This window comes from Luteimonas changyuni, assembly GCF_039548395.1.
In the GTDB taxonomy this organism is placed as follows: Bacteria; Pseudomonadota; Gammaproteobacteria; order Xanthomonadales; family Xanthomonadaceae; genus Luteimonas.
On sequence record NZ_JBCLUZ010000012.1, the window covers coordinates 60,639 to 76,855 of the forward strand.

General features: G+C 70.1%; 15 protein-coding genes and 1 tRNA gene. 8 read left to right on the forward strand and 8 right to left on the reverse strand.

From position 1 onward, the window contains the following. Positions 1-53: 53 nt before the first annotated feature. Positions 54-2,291, reverse strand: coding sequence for an HzsA-related protein (locus tag WCD84_RS06925; RefSeq protein ID WP_343280871.1), 2,238 nt, complete (start codon positions 2,289-2,291; stop codon positions 54-56). Between the two features lie 369 nt (positions 2,292-2,660). Between WCD84_RS06925 and galE the strand changes: the two genes are divergently transcribed. Continuing rightward, the gene (galE, locus tag WCD84_RS06930; RefSeq protein ID WP_343280872.1) at positions 2,661-3,710 is read left to right on the forward strand and encodes a UDP-glucose 4-epimerase GalE; all 1,050 of its coding nucleotides are present in this window, start codon (positions 2,661-2,663) and stop codon (positions 3,708-3,710) included. Here galE and WCD84_RS06935 read toward each other — a convergent pair. Further along, positions 3,662-4,591: an alpha/beta hydrolase family protein gene (locus WCD84_RS06935; RefSeq protein ID WP_343280873.1), complete on the reverse strand. Its 930-nt coding sequence runs from the start codon at positions 4,589-4,591 to the stop codon at positions 3,662-3,664. The genes galE and WCD84_RS06935 overlap by 49 nt on opposite strands. Further along, positions 4,588-5,391: a bifunctional hydroxymethylpyrimidine kinase/phosphomethylpyrimidine kinase gene (thiD, locus tag WCD84_RS06940; protein ID WP_343280874.1), complete on the reverse strand. Its 804-nt coding sequence runs from the start codon at positions 5,389-5,391 to the stop codon at positions 4,588-4,590. The genes WCD84_RS06935 and thiD overlap by 4 nt, the downstream gene beginning before the upstream one ends. Positions 5,392-5,532: 141 nt before the next feature. Between thiD and WCD84_RS06945 the strand changes: the two genes are divergently transcribed. Then, positions 5,533-7,206, forward strand: a complete 1,674-nt coding sequence (locus WCD84_RS06945; protein ID WP_343280875.1) for a SulP family inorganic anion transporter — start codon at positions 5,533-5,535, stop codon at positions 7,204-7,206. Between the two features lie 234 nt (positions 7,207-7,440). Here WCD84_RS06945 and WCD84_RS06950 read toward each other — a convergent pair whose 3' ends face one another. From WCD84_RS06950 to WCD84_RS06960, 3 genes are all read right to left on the reverse strand, one after another. After that, positions 7,441-8,844, reverse strand: coding sequence for a PhoH family protein (locus WCD84_RS06950; RefSeq protein ID WP_343280876.1), 1,404 nt, complete (start codon positions 8,842-8,844; stop codon positions 7,441-7,443). Positions 8,845-8,959: 115 nt separating this feature from the next. Then, on the reverse strand, positions 8,960-9,439 hold the full coding sequence (locus WCD84_RS06955) for a peroxiredoxin (RefSeq protein ID WP_343280877.1): 480 nt from the start codon (positions 9,437-9,439) through the stop codon (positions 8,960-8,962). A gap of 17 nt (positions 9,440-9,456) precedes the next feature. Further along, complete coding sequence (locus WCD84_RS06960; RefSeq protein ID WP_343254837.1) at positions 9,457-10,020, reverse strand: glycine cleavage system protein R; 564 nt, start codon at positions 10,018-10,020, stop codon at positions 9,457-9,459. A gap of 191 nt (positions 10,021-10,211) precedes the next feature. Between WCD84_RS06960 and dapA the strand changes: the two genes are divergently transcribed. After that, entirely contained in the window at positions 10,212-11,123 is a 912-nt protein-coding gene (gene dapA / locus WCD84_RS06965; RefSeq protein WP_343280878.1) for a 4-hydroxy-tetrahydrodipicolinate synthase, read from the forward strand. 22 nt (positions 11,124-11,145) lie between these two features. After that, complete coding sequence (locus tag WCD84_RS06970) at positions 11,146-11,679, forward strand: hypothetical protein (protein WP_343280879.1); 534 nt, start codon at positions 11,146-11,148, stop codon at positions 11,677-11,679. A 69-nt stretch (positions 11,680-11,748) separates the two neighbouring features. On the opposite strand, the gene fdxA is transcribed toward WCD84_RS06970, so the two are convergent. Both fdxA and WCD84_RS06980 read right to left on the reverse strand, forming a co-directional pair. Continuing rightward, positions 11,749-12,072, reverse strand: coding sequence for a ferredoxin FdxA (gene fdxA / locus WCD84_RS06975; RefSeq protein WP_343278023.1), 324 nt, complete (start codon positions 12,070-12,072; stop codon positions 11,749-11,751). A 111-nt stretch (positions 12,073-12,183) separates the two neighbouring features. Beyond that, positions 12,184-12,259: transfer RNA gene (locus WCD84_RS06980), tRNA-Glu, on the reverse strand. A 135-nt stretch (positions 12,260-12,394) separates the two neighbouring features. Here WCD84_RS06980 and pcnB point away from each other — a divergent pair. Genes pcnB through panC form a run of 4 tightly spaced genes read left to right on the forward strand, consistent with a single transcriptional unit; the run spans position 12,395 to position 15,963 of the window. After that, the gene (gene pcnB, locus WCD84_RS06985; RefSeq protein WP_343280880.1) at positions 12,395-13,723 is read left to right on the forward strand and encodes a polynucleotide adenylyltransferase PcnB; all 1,329 of its coding nucleotides are present in this window, start codon (positions 12,395-12,397) and stop codon (positions 13,721-13,723) included. Beyond that, positions 13,720-14,247 carry a 2-amino-4-hydroxy-6-hydroxymethyldihydropteridine diphosphokinase gene (folK, locus tag WCD84_RS06990; protein ID WP_343254832.1) on the forward strand — a complete coding sequence of 176 codons (528 nt, stop codon included), beginning with the start codon at positions 13,720-13,722 and terminating at the stop codon, positions 14,245-14,247. The genes pcnB and folK overlap by 4 nt, the downstream gene beginning before the upstream one ends. A 28-nt stretch (positions 14,248-14,275) precedes the next feature. Further along, positions 14,276-15,091 carry a 3-methyl-2-oxobutanoate hydroxymethyltransferase gene (gene panB / locus WCD84_RS06995; RefSeq protein WP_343254831.1) on the forward strand — a complete coding sequence of 272 codons (816 nt, stop codon included), beginning with the start codon at positions 14,276-14,278 and terminating at the stop codon, positions 15,089-15,091. Continuing rightward, positions 15,088-15,963: a pantoate--beta-alanine ligase gene (panC, locus tag WCD84_RS07000; RefSeq protein ID WP_343254830.1), complete on the forward strand. Its 876-nt coding sequence runs from the start codon at positions 15,088-15,090 to the stop codon at positions 15,961-15,963. The genes panB and panC overlap by 4 nt, the downstream gene beginning before the upstream one ends. Positions 15,964-16,217 lie beyond the last annotated feature (254 nt).

Below are 16,217 nucleotides of genomic sequence, written 5' to 3' on the forward strand. Positions count from 1 at the left end.
TACAACGGCAAAGCCCGCCATTGGCGGTCACCACGTCGCGGCGCTTCCGCGTGCTAAGGGGCCGGTGGCAGCAGCGGTGCCGAGCCGTCGCGCGGGGCCGGCTGTGTACCGCTCTGCTTCCAGTGCCGCAGCAGGGTCCTCAGGGCGGTCGGCGCGTTGGCCGGCTCCGGCTGGCCGGCCTGGTTGCGCGTGTTTTCGCCGTGGCAGCCGCCACACGTGCGGATCTCGCCGGGCTGCATGGTGATCCAGACGCGTTCGCGCACGACCGGCACGCCGTTGGAATCCACCGTCTGCCAGGTCAGCGCGCGGTTGGCGGGCACGAAGGCGGCGGTCGAACCGTCGGCCTCGATGCGGACGCTGCCGTCCGGCCCCAGCGGGTTGCCCGGATTGGCGCCCGTGTCGATCGGCTGCGCAAGCACGCGCCGCCCCGACGTCGAGTTCCGGTACGCGCGCACCAGGTTGCCCTGCAGCACCTGGAAGTGGGCGATGTCGTACACGATGCCGCCGTTGGCCACGGTCTGCGTGCCGCCGGGCACGCGCAGGTTGTAGGGCTGCTGGCGGTCGCTGCGGTCGCGACTGGTCTGGTTGCGGGTGACGATGATTGCCAGGTCGTTGGCACGGAGCCAGCTGCGGAATGCGCCCTCGTCCACGCCTTCGGACGCGAACAGCGCCCGCTCCGGCGACTGCAGGACCGCTTCGGAGGTGTGGGGCGGGCGCGGGCGGGCGGCCACCTCCACGGGCTCGATCTCCCACAGCGCGCCCTCGAAGGAGCGCAAGCTGTCGGGGGTCCACCACGACACCGACCTGACGATGCCGGGTGTCAGCGCGGGACCGGCGGCCAGCGTGCCCGGCGTACCCACCACCTGGCGCAGGCGCAGCTCGATGCCTGCACCGGCCTGGGCGCTGGGCGTGTGGGCCGCGACCATGTGGCCGCTGGTCATCGGCAGCGGATTGCGGAAACGGCCGCCGGACAGACCCGCGCCGCTCGGCGCGGGCGAGGCATCGGTGATCACCATCTGCTCTGGGTTGAGATGCGGGGCGCCGCTCAGCCGGATGATCTGGCTGGTCGTCAGGCTTCCGAACTCGGCGGTGTTGATCCCATAGTAGATCCCGGGCTGCGTCGGGTCCTCGCGGAGATGGAACAGGCCGCCGTACTGGCTGATGAACTTGCGGTTGGCGATCAGCGACGTGTCGGTGTTGTCGGACAGGGAGGGATCGCCGGCGAAGGAGCGGCCGAGGAAGCCGAACGTGACCTCGTGCCGGCCGACGTGGTTGAGCGTCTGTTCGAAGCTGCCGTCCTGGTTGACCTGCCAGGGCATGAAGATGTTGCTGTGGTAATTGCCGACCGGGCCATACGGGCTGTCCATTCCCAGCCGCGCCTCCGGGAAGACATCGGCCCGCGTGCCGGCCGGAGCGGCGTCGGCAGCTTCGCTTTCGAAGTCGAACGAGCCGGAAGTGCCGGCGTCCTGTTGCTGGTCGCGCTGCAGGTGGTCCCAGCGCGTGAAGACAATGCGGCCATAGCTGTCGATGACGGGGCTGAAGGCCCCGCTGGGCGCATGGTTGAGGATGCGCACCGCACCGCTGGCGGGATCAAGCCGGAAGAGCCCGGTGACGATCGGCGTGCTCTCGTATTCGTCGAGCTGCGGATGCAGGTGCGCCGCGCCATTGCGCGGCCGGTCGGAGGTGAAGAGGATGCTGTCGTCCGAGCCGTACAGCGGCGAGACGTTGTTGTAGGCGGGCTGGTTCGCGACCCTGGTGATGCTGGCCGCCTGGCCCTGGGCCAGGCCGCTGACTTCGTACATCTGCCAGCGGCCATTGGTGACGCCGTATTGCTGCGCGGGCGCGCCGACCAGCATGCTGAAGATCGCCTTCGTGCCCGACCAGTGCACGGTGGGCTCGCGGACGGCGATGGCGTTGGCACCCTGACGGCCCTCCATGCCGAAGCCCGCTTCGCGGGTCAGGTCGCGCAGGCTGCCGTCGGGATAGCGGATCACCAGGCCGCCGCCGCGGGGCACCGACGTCATGCTGGTCATGTGGTTGGCGAAGGTGGACAGGCGCGAGGCGAATACGTCGCCGTCGGTCGGCACCTGGGTGACGAAGAGGACGGGGGTCTGGATCGGGGTGGAAGCGAACGCGTTGGCAGGCGGCGGGGGCAGTGCCTGGGCGGCGGCGCGGGCCGCGCCGGATGCCGATGACGCATGGGCCGCGGCGGTTTCGCCGGCGTTGGTCTGCCGGGAGCCGGGACTGCAGGCAGCAAGGGTGCCGGCGGCGAACAGAAGTGCAACGAGCAAGGAGGCGGAGACAGGGGTGGTGCGGGGTAATCGGGACCGGCAGGATAATCGGGACAAGCTGGATAAGCGGGCTAAGCAAGCGCGGCGGCTCGGCAGGCAGGGCAGGACGGTCATCGGGGGACATCCAGGAAGGGATCGGGAATTCGCTCGCGCGTCAACACTACGCTTCAACGCAGCTCGAATTCAGGCTGAATGCGCCGCCGGGAACAAGCAGCGATGCATCAATGAGTGACGCAGTTCACTGATTGGCGGCCTGTGGCAGAGGGCCGGCCTTACGTCAGGCGGCCGTGGCGGCCGCGATGCCGCGGTTTCCGCTGGCCGCGGGCATTGGCGTACGCTTCCGACGCAGATTCCAAGGGGAACGATCCAATGCGCATCCTGGTCACCGGTGGCGCCGGCTACATCGGCAGCCATGCCTGCCTTGAACTGGCCGGTCGCGGCCACGAGTTCGTGATCGCGGACAATTTCAGCAACAGCTCGCCGCGGGTGCTCGAACGCCTGGCCACGCTCCTCGGGCACGCCCCCGCGCTGCGGCAGGTGGACCTGCGCGACCGTGCCGCGGTCGAGGCGCTGTTTGCCGGGGAACGCTTCGACGCGGTGATCCACTTCGCCGCGCTCAAGGCCGTGGGCGAGTCCTGCGAGCGGCCGCTGGACTACTTCGACAACAACATCGGCGGCACCATCCACCTGCTGCAGGCGATGCGCGGCCAAGGGGTCCACAGGCTGGTCTTCAGCTCTTCGGCCACCGTGTACGGCGACCCGGCCTCGGTGCCCGTACGCGAGGACGCGCCGCTGAGGGTCACCAACCCCTACGGGCGCACCAAGCTGGTGATGGAGCAGCTGATCGGCGACCTGTGCGCCAGCGACCCGGGCTTCCACGCCGTGAACCTGCGCTACTTCAACCCGGTCGGTGCGCACGCCTCCGGCCTGATCGGCGAAGCGCCCGGCGGCGTACCCAACAACCTCATGCCCTACGTCTGCCAGGTGGCCGTGAGGCAGCGGGAGCGGCTTGCGGTGTTCGGCGGCGACTGGCCGACCGTGGACGGCACCGGCGTACGCGACTACATCCACGTGGTCGACCTGGCGCGCGCCCATGCCGACGCGCTCGAGTTCCTGGTTCGCGAGGCGCGCAGCGCCAATATCAATCTCGGCACCGGTCGCGGCACCAGCGTGCTGGAACTGGTCAGGGCCTTTGAAGACGCGTCGGGGCATGCGGTGCCCTTCGAAATCGTCCCCCGCCGCCCCGGCGACGTGGCCGAGGTCTATGCCGATCCTTCGCTTGCGCACGAGCTCCTCGGCTGGCGCGCCGAACACGGCATCGAGGCGATGTGCCGGGATGCATGGCGCTGGCAGTCGCTCAATCCGCGCGGCTACGAAGCCGCCGCGGCGGAGGCGCCAGCGGCGGCCGGCGCGTCCTGAGCGGTTCGCCCGCGAGGGCCGGGCTCCTGCAGCCAGCTGGCCACGCGCGCGGGCGATTTCATCCAGGCGAAGTGGTCGGCGGCCACGCCGAGGGCGTCATGGTCGAACACCACCCGCGCCGACGGTGACCGCGGCATCTTCGCCAGCAGGCAGTCGAGCGACGACGCCGGCGCGAGCCAGTCGCGTGCGAACAGGACGGCGCGGATGTCCGCCCGCACCCCGGCCATCGCCGGTTCCAGGTCGCCGAGCCCGCGCGCCGCATAGCGGCCGGTGGTCGCCGTGCTGCTCCAGTCGCGCATGACACCGCGCGCCTCGTTGCCGCCAAAGCCAAGGCGCCGGCCCGGAAGGCTGCCAGCGCGCTCGGCAAGCCAGGGCAGGGCGCGGTAGGCGAGCGGCAGCCACAGACGCTGCCGCAGCGGGAACGCCCTCCAGTACGGTGCCCCGCACCCGGCCAGCCACAGGGCCGCGTACGTGGCAGGTGCCAGCGCCAGGCGGCAGCTGGCGAGCTGCCCGCCCAGGCTGTGGCCGCCGGCGATGCGCGGCAGGCCGGGCAGGGCGGTGCTGATCGCGTCTTCGCTGGCGGGGATATCGAGCGTCAACAGCTCGCGATAGCCCCAATCCGCGTGGTGGCCGGCGCGCAGGCTGCTGCTGCCGTGCCCGCGCCACTCGTGCAGGAACACCGCCACGCCGTGCCGTGACAGGGCCTGCGCCAGCGGCAGGTAGTGGCGGGCGGCGACGCCGAGCGCCGGCATCCACAGCAGGCTGCGTTGCGGCTGGTCCGGAAGACACGCCAGCAGTTCGAAGCGGTGGCCGTCCCGTGCTTCAAGCGTGACTGTCGACGGCGCGCTGGGCCCGGTGTCGGCGGCAGCGTGCGCCGTCATGTCGTCGGGCGCGCGTCGAAGTGCCCCAGCACCAGCACGTCGCTGCGACCGGGTCGCACGCCCTTGCGCAGGCCGTCGCGCACATAGGTGATGCCGTGGCCGACGGCTTCGGAAAGGGCGTGGCCAAGGCAGAGATTGGCGGTGATCGCCGATGCCAGGGTGCAGCCGGTGCCGTGGCCATCGACCACCAGCCGCGGCCCGCGGTGCCCGGTGGCCACCCGGCCGTCGGCGAAGCGGTCGAAGACGGTGTCGCCTTCGTCGAGATGTCCACCCTTCAGCAGCACCGCCTTCGGGCCCAGGCCACGCAGTGCGGCGAGCGCCGCGTCCGCCGCCGGCCCGTCCGCGATGGCGTGGCCCAGCAGCAGCTCGGCCTCGGGGATGTTCGGCGTGAGGAGGTCGGCCATCGGCAGCAGTCGCGTGCGCATGGCCTCGAGCGCTTCGGCCTCGAGCAGGCGCGCGCCCGAGGTCGCCACCATCACCGGGTCGAGTACCAGCCACCGCGGGCGATGGACCTCGAGCGCATCGGCCACGGCGTGGATCACCTCGGCCGAGGCCAGCATTCCCAGCTTCACCGCACCGATGTCGAAATCATCGAAGCAGGCATCGATCTGTGCGTGCAAAAATTCCACCGGTGGCACGTGCACCGCGGTCACCCCGCGGGTGTGCTGCGCGGTCAGCGCGGTGATCGCCGAGAGGCCGTGGACGCCGTGGGCGGCAAAGGTCTTGAGGTCGGCCTGGATGCCGGCGCCGCCGCCTGAGTCGGAGCCGGCGATGGTGAGCGCTGAGATGGGCCTGGTCATGGTCGGGTATTGTGATGGTGTGCTTGTCGGAATGCATGTCCTCAAGGGAGCCGGGCGGATGACTGCTGCTATACGGGTGCTGGACTCCAGGCCCCGTTCCCGGTCCGGTCTCGTCCAGCGCCCGGAGCCGGAGGCCGGCGCATGATCGCCCTGCTTGAAGCCAGGCGCGCCGGCCTGTTCCGCCGCGACAACTGGATGCGCAACATCATCGCCGGGCTGATCGTCGGCGTGGTCGCGCTGCCGCTGGCGATGGCGTTTGCGATCGCATCGGGGGTGAAGCCGGAGCAGGGTCTGTACACGGCGATCATCGCCGGCATCGCGGTGTCGCTGTTCGGCGGTTCGCGGGTGCAGATCGCGGGGCCCACGGGCGCCTTCATCGTCATCCTTGCCGGCGTGGTGGCGCAGTTCGGCGTCAGCGGGCTGCTGGTGGCGACGCTGATGGCCGGGGTCATCCTGGTGGTGATGGGCCTGGCGCGGCTGGGCTCGGTGATCCGCTTCATCCCGGACCCGGTGATCGTGGGCTTCACCGCCGGCATCGCGGTGATCATCTGGGTGGGGCAGTGGCAGTACTTCTTCGGCCTGCCGACCGCGGGCGAGGGGCCGTTCTACCTCAAGGCCTGGCAGCTGCTGGGTGCGTTCCCGCAGCTGCACCCGGCAACTGCGCTGCTTGGTCTTGGCAGCCTGGGGCTCGTGCTTTATGGCCCGCGCATTCCCGGCATGGCACGGGTGCCGGGGCCGCTGCTGGCGATGATCGCGGCGACCGCCGTGGTCGCCGCCTTCGACCTGCCCGGCGTGGCGACCATCGAATCGACCTTTGGCGCCATCCCCCGCGCGCTGCCCTCATTCGCGCTGCCGACGATGAGCTTCGATACGGTGATGCTGCTGCTGCCGTCCGCGTTCACCATCGCGATGCTGGGCGCGATCGAGTCGCTGCTGTCGGCGGTGGTGGCCGACGGCATGGCCGGTACGAAGCACGACTCCAACCAGGAGCTGGTCGGCCAGGGCATCGCCAACATCGTTTCGCCGCTGTTCGGCGGCATCGCGGCCACCGGCGCGATCGCGCGCACCGCGACCAACATCCGCAACGGCGGCAACGCCCCGATCGCCGGCGTCGTGCACGCGCTGCTGCTGGTGCTGATCCTGCTGGTGATCGCCCCCTATGCCGGCAGGGTGCCGTTGAGCGCACTGGCTGCGATCCTGTTCGTGGTCGCCTGGAACATGAGCGAGGCGCCGCGCTTGCTGCGGATGGTGCGCCAGGCGCCGCGCGCGGACGTCGCGATCCTGCTGATCACCTTCGCCCTGACGATCCTCACCGACCTGGTGGTGGCGGTGAACATCGGCGTGATCCTGGCAATGATGCAGTTCATGCGCCGGATGAGTTCGGCGGTGGAGGTGGTCGAGCACCGCCAGGCCAGCCTGCGCCAGGAGCTGGAAGAGGCGGGGCTGTCCGCCTTGCCAAAGGACGTGGCGGTGTACTCCATCGACGGACCGTTCTTCTTCGGCTCGGTCGATTCGCTGGAGCGCGCGCTGTCATGGTCACGCGAGGCGCCGCCGCGCTATTTGGCGCTGCGCCTGGAGCGGGTGCCGTTCATCGATGCGACCGGCCTCAAACGCCTGGAGTCCACCATCGCAAGCCTGCGCGCGCGCGGGGTGGGGGTGCTGCTCAACGGCGCAAACATGGGCGTCTTGCGCAAGCTGGTGCGCGCCGACATCGTGCGGCGCGACGATCCCGGGAGCTACTTCGGGACCCTGTCGGAAGCGCTGCTGTTCGTCGAGGCCCAGCGTGGCGTGGTGGAGCCTGGCGTCGACGGCTGATGGGCCGAGTCGCCGGGCGTGGAGGCGATCGCGGCGGCTGTTGTGGGAGCCGCTATAGCGGCGAGTGCTTCGGCCCGCGATCACGGCCACGGCCCGCGACTCACGGCCCGCCCCCGCGGATCGCGGCTATAGCCGCTCCCACAAAAACTTCGGGGTTACGCAGCCGGCATAAAGGCCACCACGTGGACAGTCGGCGGAGTACCCACCCATCCTCCGCCCCCGCCAAGCAGGGCCTTAAAGCACCTCGGACGCGTAATCGGCCAGGCGGGAGCGTTCCCCCCGCCGCAGCGTCACGTGCGCGCTGTGGGCCCAGTGCTTGAACCGGTCCACGGCGTAGGTCAGGCCCGAGGTGGTTTCGGTGAGATAGGGCGTATCGATCTGTTCGACGTTGCCCAGGCAGACGATCTTGGTGCCGGGGCCGGCGCGGGTGATCAGGGTCTTCATCTGCTTGGGCGTGAGGTTCTGCGCCTCGTCCAGGATCAGCCAGCGGTCGAGCAGGGTGCGGCCGCGCATGAAGTTGAGCGAGCGGATCTTGATGCGCGAGGCGAGCAGGTCGTTGGTTGCGGCGCGGCCCCAGCTGCCGCCTTCCTTGTTGCTGGGCAGCAGCACTTCGAGGTTGTCGGTCAGCGCGCCCATCCAGGGCGTCATTTTTTCCTCTTCGGTGCCGGGCAGGAAGCCGATGTCCTCGCCGACGCTGATGGTTGCGCGGGTCATGATGATTTCGCGGTAGCGCTGCGCGTCCATGGTCTGCGCAAGCCCCGCGGCCAGCGCCAGCAGGGTCTTGCCGGTGCCGGCGGTGCCGAGCAGGGTGACGAAATCGATTTCGGGATCCATCAGCGCGTTCATCGCGAAGTTCTGCTCGCGGTTGCGCGCGACGATGCCCCAGACCGCGTGCTGGTGGCTGCGGTAGTCGTCGACGATCTGCAGCACCGCGCGGTCGCCCTCGACCGAGGCCACGCGGAACTCCGCGTTTTCGTCGCCCGGCAGGTAGAGGTACTGGTTGGGATGCCAGCCGTCGTCTTCGGTGTGGCGCAGCTCGTAATACGTGCGGCCCTTGTCGGTCCAGGACTTGAGGTCCTTGCCGTGGCGCTGCCAGAAGTCTTCGGGCAGGGCGGTGGCGCCGGTGTAGAGCAGGCTGAAATCGTCCAGCGCGCGGTCGTTCTCGTAGTCCTCGCTGGGGATGCCCGCGATCGCGGCCTTGATGCGGAGGTTGATGTCCTTGGAGACGAACACCACGGGGTCGCTGCCGTCCTCGCGCTTCAGGTCGAGGATGGCGCCGAGGATGCGGTTGTCGGGGGCCACGGCGCCGAACGAGGTCCTGTCCTCCTTTGGCGTGGTGGTCTGGAAGCGCAGCACGCCGCTGGCGCCCGTGCCACGCAGCTGCAGGCCGCCGGGGCGCTCCAGTTTCAGTCCGGACGCGATGTGCTCGGCGCCGTGGGCCTCGATCAGCTCGTTGATGAAGCGGCTGACCTGGCGCGCATTGCGGTTGGCTTCGGTGGTGCCCTTCTTGCCGTTGTCGAGCTCCTCGATCACCTGCATCGGCAGGTAGACATCGTGCTCCTCGAACTTGAACAGCGCGGTCGGGTCGTGCATCAGCACGTTGGTGTCGAGTACGTAGATCCGCTTGCCGTGGTTCATCAGGGTGTTCGTCCGTCCGGAGTGGCGTGGCAGGGGAGTGGTGCGGATGTGGCGCACGCGCGGACCGCCGCGGCCCGCAGGGCGGGGCGGCGATGGGCGGGGGCGCAGCGGTGCTTCACCGGGCGCGGGCTTCCTTCAGCGCCTCGAACACGGCATCGGCATGCCCGGGAACGCGCACCTTGCGCCATGCGCGTGCGATGCGTCCCTCGGGGTCGACCAGGAAGGTGCTGCGCTCGATGCCCATCACCTTGCGGCCGTACATGTTCTTCTCTTTGATCACGTCGAACGCGCGGCACAGGGCCTCGTCGGCGTCGCTGACCAGCGGGAACATGAAGCCCTGCCTGGCGCAGAAGGTGTCGTGCGACTTCACCGAGTCGCGTGACACGCCCAGCACCGTTGCATCCAGCGCTTCGAGTTCCGGCAGCAGGGCGTTGAAGTCCAGGCCCTCGGTGGTGCAGCCGGGAGTGGAGTCCTTGGGATAGAAGTACAGCACCAGCCAGCGGCCGGCGTACTCGGCAAGCGTCGCGCTTGCGCCGCCTGACAGCTGCAGCGGGAGCTTCAGGGTGCTGCGGTCGAGCCTGTCGCCTTCGTTCATTCTCTGTGCCTGCGCATTCAGAACTTCATCGGGTCCATGATCGCGTCGAGGTTGAGGTGGTCGCAGAATTCGAGGAAATCGTCGCGCAGCACCGCGATGTGCATGTCCGCCGGCACGCCGATGGTGACCTGGGCCGAGAACATGTCGGCGCCGGTCTGCATCGCGCGGTAGCGCGAGCAGTGCAGGCTTTCGATGGTGATGCTCTGGCGGTCGAAGAAATCGGCCAGCTGGTAGAGGATGCCGGGCTTGTCGGACGCCACCACCTCGACGATGTAGGGCAGCAGGTTGGACTGCACGGGCTTGGCGCCGGTGCGGTACCAGACCAGCTTCAGGCCTTCCTCGCGCTCGAGGCGCGAAAGCATGGCCTCGAGCTTGGCCACTGCGTCCCAGGAGCCGGTGGCCAGCGCGGTGACCGAGACGTCGCGGCCGACGGTGGACAGGCGCGTGTCGACCAGGTTGCAGCCGCTGTCGGCGATGCGCCGCGACACCGCCAGCAGCGGCGAGCGCGGATGCGTCGTATAGGCGTTGATGAGCAGGTGGTTCTCGGTCGGCGCGGGCCGGGTTGTATCGGTGTCGGTCAAATCGGAGTCCACGGGGGTGGCGGTGCAAAGGCGCCGGGAGACTGGCTGCCATTCGCGCCTGGACGGGCCAAGCGGCCGCCCTTGAGGCTGCAGCCAGCATACTTGCCCGTGCTTCGACGCCGCAAGTAAGATCACCCTGCTGCGCGCCCCGTCGCGCAGCCTCCCGCACGGCTTCCCAACGCAGGTCCAGCTTGCATCTTTCCGGCAGCATCACCGCGCTGGCGACGCCTTTCACGGCCGCCGGCGAACCCGATACCGACGCATGGCTGCGGCTGGTCGACGCCCAGCTTGCGGGCGGCACCCAGGCCCTGGTCGTCGCCGGCTCCACCGGCGAGGCGGCCGCGCTCACCGGCGCCGAATACGAAGCCCTGCTGCGGGCGGCCGTGGAGCGCGTGGCCGGCCGCGTGCCGGTCATTGCCGGTACCGGCCAGTCGGGCACCGCGCACACCGTCGAACGCACCCGCCTGGCTGCCGCCTGCGGCGCCGATGCGGCGCTGGTGGTCACGCCGCCCTACGTGCGGCCGACGCCCGCCGGCCTGGTCGCGCACTACCGCGCGGTCGCCGACGACGGCGCGCTGCCGGTCATCCTGTACAACGTGCCGCCGCGCACCGGCTGCGACATGCAGCCGGACACGGTGGCCGAGCTGGCCACCTGCAGGGCGATCATCGGCATCAAGGAAGCGGTGGCCGACGAAGCACGCATGCGCGCGCTGCTGCCGCTGGCAGGGCCGGGCTTTTCGGTCCTGAGTGGCGACGATGGCAGCGCGGCACGCGCGATGCTGGCCGGCGCCGATGGCCTGGTCTCGGTTGCGTCGAACGTGGCGCCCGCGGCCTTCCGCCGCCTGTGCGACCTTGCGCGGGGCGGCGATGCCGGCGCTTGCGCGAGCCTGGCTGCGAAGATCCAGGGCTTGATCGAATTCTGCGGCGTCGAATCCAACCCGATCCCGGTCAAGGCCCTGCTGGCGCGGCGCGGCTTCGGTGATGGCGATGGCATCCGGCTGCCCCTGCTGCCGCTTTCGGCGGCGTACGCTGCCGCAGCGGACGAGCTCGCCGCCGGCCTCGAAGCGCTTGAACAGACCTGCCGCGAAGCGATCGCGGCCTGAACCGTTTTCCCAGGAGACAGCAATGCAGCCTTCCCGTTCCATGCTCCGTCCGGCCGTTGCGGTCGCCCTTCTCGTGACCCTGGTCGCCACCGCCGGCTGCAGCTGGTTCCGCAAGGACGACGCGCTCTACGCAGCCGCGCCGCAGGACCGTCCGCTCGAAGTGCCGCCCGATCTCGATCGCCCCGATACCAGCTCGGCGATGGCCGTTCCGGATACCGGCACCACCAGCGTGACCCGCTCGGACATCTCGTCCGCAGCGCCCGCGGCACCGGCCGCGCAGGGCTCGACCAACGGCTTCACCGTCCAGCTCGCGCGCGAGGATGTGTTCGAGCGCATCGAATCGCTGCTCGGCGGCATCGAGGGCGTGACCGTGGTCAGCAAGGCGCAGCTGCTGGGCACCTACGACATCGACGCCGGCGACACCAAGTTCCTGGTGCGCGTGACCCAGGTCGAGGCGGGCACCTATGTGTCGGCGGTCGATCCGCGCGGCCTGCCGGCGGCCGGCGAAGACGCGGTGCGCGTGATCGAGGCGCTGCGCGCGGGCCTGGCCCAGTAAGTCGTTCGCTGGCAGTCGTGGCGCGCGCGATCCGGAAAGGGTCGCGCGCCATTGTCCCGGCGCCGCGCGTCAGCGCTCCAGAAGCGGCAGCTTGCCCGGCTTGCCGTCCCACTCCTCGGCGTCCGGCAGCGGCTCCTGGCGGGTGGTGATCACCGGCCACTCCTTCGACAGCTCGGCGTTCAGGGCCACGAAGCCTTCCTGGCCGGCGGGAACGTCATCCTCGGCGTAGATCGCGCCGATCGGGCATTCGGGCTCGCACAGGGTGCAGTCGATGCACTCGTCGGGATCGATCACCAGGTAGTTCGGACCCTCGTGGAAACAGTCCACCGGGCACACCTCGACGCAGTCGGTGTACTTGCACTTGATGCAGTTCTCGGTGACGACGAAGGGCATGGCTCGCGATGCTGGCTGTGGAGGCCGCATATTGTAGCGCCCGGCGCCGCCGTAGCGCCCGCGCATAAAAACAGGGCCCGCAGTCGTTTCCGGTGCGGGCCCTGAGGGAAATGGTGCTCCCTACGGGATTCGAACCCGTGTTTTAGCCTTGAGAGGGCCACGTCCTGGGCCTCTAGACGAAGGGAGCAGTGTTGCATTCGCCGCCTTTTGGACGGCACCGGTTGGACGACCGGCTCCCGCGACAAGCCAAGGCTGTATGCGGCTTGCTAGTATAGCAAGCACAGGCTGCCACTGGGCAACCAGCGCAGGTACTTTTTTCCAGATGCCCAACGATATCCCTTCCGTTACACCGGTCCTGCGGACGATCCCGCGCGACCAGCACACCATCTCCCGCAAGGACATCAGCGCCAGCGCGCTGCGCGTCCTCTATCGCCTGCGCGAGGGCGGCCACGAGGCCTACCTGGTCGGTGGCGCGGTCCGCGACCTGCTGGTCGGCGGCAGCCCCAAGGATTTCGACGTCGCCACCAGCGCCACGCCCGAAGAGGTCAAGTCGCTGTTCCGCAACTGCCGCCTGATCGGGCGCCGGTTCCGGCTGGCGCACGTGGTCTTCGGCCGCGAGATCATCGAGGTCGCGACCTTCCGCGCCAACGTCGACGACGGCAGCGGTGACCGCGAGACCCACGAGGGCGGGCGCCTGCTGCGCGACAACGTCTACGGCACGATCGAAGACGATGCCGTGCGCCGCGACTTCACCGCCAACGCGCTGTATTACACGATCGACGACTTCTCGGTCCGCGACTACCTGGGCGGCTTCGAGGACGTGCAGAACCGCGTGCTCAAGCTCATCGGCGACCCCGAAACCCGCTACCGCGAAGATCCCGTGCGCATGCTGCGCGCGGTGCGCCTGGCGGCCAAGCTCGACTTCGACATCGACCCGGCCACCGCGGCGCCGATCCGCGCACTGGCGCCGCTGCTGTCCGAGGCCGCGCCCGCGCGCCTGTTCGAGGAAACCCTGAAGCTGTTCCTCTCCGGACATGGCGTTGCCAGCTTCAAGGGCCTGGAGCGCCACGGCCTGCTGAAGGCGATGTTCCCGGAGGCGGGAGCAGCGATGGAGGCCAACCGCAGCGGTGCGCTGCGCGCGGTCGTGCTGGAGGGACTGCGCGGCACCGATGCGCGCGTGGCCGCGGACGAGCCGGTGTCGCCTGCGTTCCTGTTCGCCCTGCTGATGTGGCCCGCCTATTGCCGCACGCTGATGACGCTGCAGGCGCAGGACGTGCCTCCGGCGGACGCCCAGCGCCGCGCCGCCGACCGGGTCACCGTGCACGAGTTGGCCACCATTGCGGTCCCGCGTCGTTTCTCGCTGCCGATGCAGGAGATCTGGCTGCTGCAGTCGCGCTTCGGCCTGCGCCAGCGCAAACGGGTGATGCGCATGATCGCGCACCCGCGCTTCCGCGCCGCCTTCGACTTCCTGCAGGTGCGCCAGGCCGGTTCCGACGAACACGCCGAGGACATCGCCTTCTGGCGCGAGGCCCAGCTTGATCCCGACATGGCCATCGCCCACAGCCCGATGGACGACGTGGAGGGCGACGGCGACGACGCCCAGCGCACGCCGCGCCGCCGCCGCCGCCGTCGGCCCGTGACCACGGGATGAGCACGCCGGTCCGGGCCTGCATCGGCCTGGGCGGCAACATGGGCGAGGTGGCCGCCACCCTGCGCTCGGCCCTGGCCGCGATCGATGCGCTGCCCGCCACGCGCCTGCTGCGCACGTCGCGCTTCTACCGCACGCCGGCCTGGGGCGTGGAAGCGCAGCCCGATTTCATCAACGCCGTCGCCGTGCTGGAGACCACCCTCGGTGCGCGCGCGCTGCTTGAAGCGCTGCTGGCGATCGAGCGCGACCATGGCCGCGAGCGCGCCGAAGACGGCAGCCGCTGGGGGCCGCGCACGCTCGACCTCGACCTGCTGCTGCACGGCGACGCGGTGGTGGACGAACCCGGGCTGGTGGTGCCGCATCCGCTGCTGCACGTGCGCGCCTTCGTGCTGGTGCCGCTGGCCGAAGTCGCGCCCGACGCCGTCGTCCCCGGGCTCGGTCGCGCCGACGCGCTGCTCGCCGGCATCGACGCCAGCGGCATCGCCCCGTCCGGGCCCGGCGCGCCGGCACGCGGCGTAAGATCGTAATGCCCCCAAACCACGGACGCGATACTTGATGGCCAAGAACCAGGACCGCCGGCCGATGACCGTGCCCGGCCTTGCCGAGGCGCGCGCGGCGGGCCGCAAGCTCGCCATGCTGACCGCCTACGACGCCGGCTTCGCGCGCGTGTTCGACGCCGCCGGCGTCGACCTGATCCTGATCGGTGACTCACTGGGCATGGTGGTCCAGGGCCGCGCCTCGACGCTGCCGGTGACCGTCGACGACATCACCTATCACACCGCCTGCGTGGCCCGCGCGCTGACCCACGCGCTGCTGGTGTCCGACCTGCCGTTCCAGGCCGACGCCACGCCCGAACGCGCGCTCGACGCATCCACGCGGATGCTCCAGGCCGGCGCGCAGATGGTGAAGCTGGAGGGCGCCGGCCCCAAGCTCGACGTGATCCGTTTCCTGGCCGAGCGCGAGATGCCGGTCTGCGCCCACCTCGGCCTGACGCCGCAGTCGGTGCTGCGCTTCGGCGGCTTCAAGGTCCAGGGGCGTGAAGAGGCCGCGGCCGAACGCCTGCGCGCCGAAGCGCGCGAAGTGGCCGAAGCCGGCGCCGCGCTGATCGTGCTCGAGGGCGTGCCCGCGGCGCTGGCCGCCGCCATCACCCGCGACAGCGCGGTGCCCACCATCGGCATCGGCGCGGGCGCCGACTGCGACGGCCAGGTGCTGGTGATGCATGACATGCTCGGCCTCGACTCCGGCCACCGGCGCCCGAAGTTCGTGAAGGATTTCCTGGCCGAAGGCGGCTCGGTGGCCGGCGCCGCGGAAGCGTTCGTGGCCGCGGTGCGCGACGGCAGCTTCCCCGACGCGGCGCATTCCTACGCATGAGCGCGTCGATCGAAGTCGCGCGCGTGCCCGGCGCGCTGCGCGCCCGCGTCGATGCCTGGAAGCGCGAAGGCCTGCGCGTGTGCCTGGTGCCGACCATGGGCAACCTGCACGAGGGCCATTACAGCCTGGTGCGCCTGGCGCGTGCCAACGCCGACCGCGTGGTCGCCAGCGTCTTCGTCAATCCCACCCAGTTCGGCCCCGGCGAAGACTACGAGCGCTATCCGCGCACGCCCGAAGCCGATATCGCCGGGCTTGATGCCGCCGGCTGCGACCTGGCCTGGATGCCGCCGCTCGAGGAGATGTATCCCTTGGGCACGGCGCGCGCGGTGCGCGTGCAGGTGCCGGACATCACCGGCGTGCTGGACGGCGCACATCGCCCGGGACACTTCGACGGCGTCTGCACGGTCGTGGCGCGGCTGTTCAACCAGGTGCAGCCCGACGTCGCCGTGTTCGGCCGCAAGGACTACCAGCAGCTGGCGGTGATCCGGCACATGGTCGACGACCTCGCGTTCCCGGTGGAGGTGCTGGGCGCCGATATCGTGCGCGAAGCCGACGGCCTGGCGCAGAGCTCGCGCAACCAGTACCTCTCGCCCACCGAACGCGCACTCGCGCCCGAAATCCATCGCACGCTGCTGGCGATGCGCGCAGCGGTGCAGGGCGGCGCCGACCGGCACGCCACGGAAGCCGAGGCCACCGCGCGACTGCAGGCCGCCGGCTTCGAAGTCGACTACGCCGTGATCCGCACGCCGCTGCTCGTCGAGCCCGATGCGATGGACGATGCCGGCAACGGCCACCGCGTCGCCCTCATCGCCGCCCGCCTCGGCCGCACCCGCTTGATCGACAACCTCGAATTCCCGAACCCACCCCGCTGACCTGCAGGAAAGCCGCAGCTGCGACCCCGGCCGCGAAAGAGACGGGAACGCCCTGTAGGAGCAGCTATAGCTGCGATCCCCGCCGCAGGAAGCCGCGACACCGGCGCGCGGTACGGCGGGTCGGTGGGTACTCCGTTTCCCGAACCCACCCCGCTGACCTGTAGGAGAGCAGCTGCGACCCCGGCGGCGAAAGAGACGGGAAAGCCCTGTGGGAGCAGCTATAGCTGCGATCCCCGCCGCGGGAAGTCCGGCAC